The organism is Aminobacter sp. P4_H6_2, assembly GCF_056400805.1.
Genome location: NZ_JBFUKO010000628.1, coordinates 1 through 3032, shown reverse-complemented (window position 1 = coordinate 3032; position 3032 = coordinate 1). Strand labels below are relative to the sequence as shown.

Genomic DNA, 3032 nt, shown 5'->3' with positions numbered 1-3032 from the left:
TTGTAGCCCTTTGCCTTGAGTGCTGCGACCAGTTCGTTGCCGTCGCTGATCCAGCGCAGCGAAGACTTGGTCGGCATGGCAATGCCGACGGTGCCCTTGTCCTGGGCGTGCGCCTGGTAGGACATGGCAGCCAGACTGACCGCGAGCGCGGCCACGAACGTCTTGATGATCTTCACTTCTCTCTCCCTTGTGAAGTGCCGGCGCGCGGACGCAAGCGCTCGCGCGTGGCCCCGCCATGAACGGCGCGGCAAAGCCAGTTTGTGCAACATTCTCCCAAAGAGCCGCGAGCCCTGCGTTTCCTCCGCTCGATGCTCCAGCGCCCGGCTGGATTGTATCGAACTCGCGACGGCCACCAGAATTATGGAGTACGACATAACAGTCAAATGCAATCTTAGATGTTTCTCATATCATTTCTGGTATGTTTGATGACGAGGGCACGAAGCCCGCGCAACGGCCTTGGGAGGGGCTGAACCCATGGTCGACATCCCGGTCGACGTGCGGATGCAGGGTCTGAGCGTTCGTCTCAGCGAAAGCGAGACGCTGCTGCGCAGCGGCCTCAAGCTCAGGCACATGCGTTTGGTCGTCGCCCTTGAGGATCACGGCCAGATCAGCGCCGCCGCCCAGGTCATGAACATGTCCCAGCCGGCTGCCTCGCGCATGATCTCCGAGATCGAGGACATCCTCGGGGTACAGATCTGCGACCGGCTGCCGCGTGGCATCAGGCTGACGCCTTATGGTGCAGCCCTTGCCCGTCGCGGCCGCGCCATCCTGCTTGAAATGCAGCAGGTCGACCGTGAAATTTCCGATCTCAAATCAGGCAAAGGCGGTTCCGTGGTCATGGGTGCCGTGACCGCACCGGCGATTGAACTCGCAGTGCCCGCCATCCGAAAGATCCGCCAGCGCTACCCGCGCATCGAGATTTCCGTTCAGATCGAAACGAGTGCGGTGCTGGCGCGCGAACTGCTCGCCTCGCGCCACGACTTCATCATCGCCCGCATTCCCGACGACTTGGACCCGCGCCTGTTTGAAAGCCGCATTATCGGCATCGAAAAAGCTTGCCTGATCGTCCGGCGCGGCCATCCGCTGGCTGGTTCCGGCACCGTCCCGTTGGAGCGTCTCGCTGAATTCGACTGGGTGTTCCAGCCCGGCGGATCGCTGCTGCGCCAGACGGTGCAGGGCATTTTCATGAGCCGCAACGTCCGCATGCCTGACCGCATCCTCAACACCAGTTCGCTGCTGCTGACGCTGGTGATGGTGTCTCAGTCCGACGCCATCGCCCCGATCGCCGTCGACGTCGCCAAATTCGTCAACAGCGAGAGCGGGTTGGCTGGGGCAATCGAAATCCTGCCGATCGCCTTCGAGATCAACGTCCAGCCCTATAGCCTGATCATGGTGCGCGGCCGCACATTGTCACCGACAGCGCAGCTGCTGTACGATCATATCCTGCGGGAGATCGCCTGACCTCAAACCTTCTCGCAAAGCGCTTCGAAGAACGCCACATTGTCGAGATCCAGCGGATCATCGACCGGCAGCGCCTGCGACGACATCTTGGCGATGACGACTTCGGCCTTCTCGTCGACATAGAGCCACTGGCCGTGAATGCCGATGCCGCAATAGGCATTGGCGTTGTTGCCGCTCTGGTACCACTTGTTGCGATAGCGGCCATTGGCAAACAGGTTGACCATATCGCCGCGCTGCCAGGCCTCAGCGTGACCGCCATGGATTGTATCGTCGACCCAGGCTTGCGGCACGACCCGCCCACCTGCAGCCATACCGCCCTGCCGCATCATTTCACCAACGCGGGCAAGATCACGCGTCGCCACCGACACACCGCCGGCGGCGCGCGCCGAGCCCTCGCCATCGACGGTCACGAAGCCGTCGCGCTTTGCGCCAAGCGGCCGCCACAGCTTCTCCGACATCAGGTCGGCATAGCGCTGACCTGAAGCGCGCTCCACGATGATGCCGAGCAGGTCGGAATTGGGCGAACGGTAGCGGAAGGTCTTTCCGTGCGGCTCGTCCAGCTGCTGCAGCGTGACCAGGAATTCGCGCAGCGTTTCGGCCCCACCGCCGGGGTTCCACATAGTGGCACGGCGATAGCGGGCAAACGCACTTTCGGGATCGAGATAGGCTTCCTCGAAATCGAGGCTGACGGTCATGTCGAGCACGTGCCGCACCGTCGCATTGGCATATACCGAGCCCTTGGCTTCGGGCACATAGGTGGTGACGGGCGCGTTCGGGTCGAGCTTGCCGTCGGCCTCCAGCGCGCCCGCAAGGATTGCCGTCAGCGACTTCGAGATCGAAAAGATGATATGTCGCGCATCCGGCCGCATTGTTGGTGCGAACCAGTCGCCGACGAAGCCTCCCTTCTTCATCACCACCAGAGCGTCCGTCGACGAGCGCTCAAGGAAGCCCGCTACCGTCTCGTTCCGGCCATTGATCGCAACGTTTTCGGCAAGCAGCCCGCCGAGGTCGACCGGCGTCTCTTTCACATGGCCTTCATCGGCTGAAATCCGTGCGCTGCGCACCATCTCGCCGACATTCTGGAAGGCCCAGCGGCTGTAAGGCTCCTCGCGCCAGTTGGCGAGCGTCACATCGCTGCGGCCAAAGCCGAAAGTCCGCTCGAACAAGGTGGATGACGTCATGATCTTTTCCCTTCTATATTCAGGCCAATGCCGCCGAAATCGCGTGCACGGCCTTCAAGGTCGCCACCGAATAGGGCACCGAGGTGAAGTCGGGCCAGGTCGACAACTTCACCGTCACCATCCTGCTGTCCCTGTCGATATGGATCAACTGCCCGAATACACCCCGGCACATCAGTGCACGCGAGCGTGGATCCTCGATCCAGAACTGGTTGCGGTAGCTGCCTTCTGGCATCGAAGCACTGTAATCGGGGCCGTGCACGCCCTGACGGGTCTCGGCGATCCACGCGGCCGGCACAATGCCAGCACCATCTTCCAGGATCGTCTGGCCGAAGCGGGCATAATCTCGCAGCGTCGCGTTGAAGCCGCCGTCAGCCAGCGCGTAGCCAGCAC

General features: G+C 62.1%; 2 protein-coding genes and 1 pseudogene. 1 reads left to right on the top strand and 2 read right to left on the bottom strand.

Annotated elements, in window-relative coordinates:
- Positions 1-474 precede the first annotated feature (474 nt).
- Positions 475-1461: a LysR family transcriptional regulator gene (locus AC1DUU_RS27705; protein ID WP_476786557.1), complete on the top strand. Its 987-nt coding sequence runs from the start codon at positions 475-477 to the stop codon at positions 1459-1461.
- A 2-nt stretch (positions 1462-1463) separates the two neighbouring features.
- Here the strand turns inward: AC1DUU_RS27705 and AC1DUU_RS27700 are convergent, their stop codons facing one another.
- Positions 1464-2642, bottom strand: coding sequence for a serine hydrolase domain-containing protein (locus AC1DUU_RS27700; RefSeq protein WP_476786556.1), 1179 nt, complete (start codon positions 2640-2642; stop codon positions 1464-1466).
- A 19-nt stretch (positions 2643-2661) separates the two neighbouring features.
- A pseudogene (locus tag AC1DUU_RS27695) lies at positions 2662-3032 on the bottom strand (serine hydrolase domain-containing protein); the annotation flags it as partial.

Bases quoted from the DNA above. Each gene is read 5' to 3' on its own strand.
- AC1DUU_RS27705 (WP_476786557.1), top strand. From the start codon at position 475: ATGGTCGACATCCCGGTCGACGTGCGGATGCAGGGTCTGAGCGTTCGT.
- AC1DUU_RS27700 (WP_476786556.1), bottom strand. From the start codon at position 2,642: ATGACGTCATCCACCTTGTTCGAGCGGACTTTCGGCTTTGGCCGCAGC.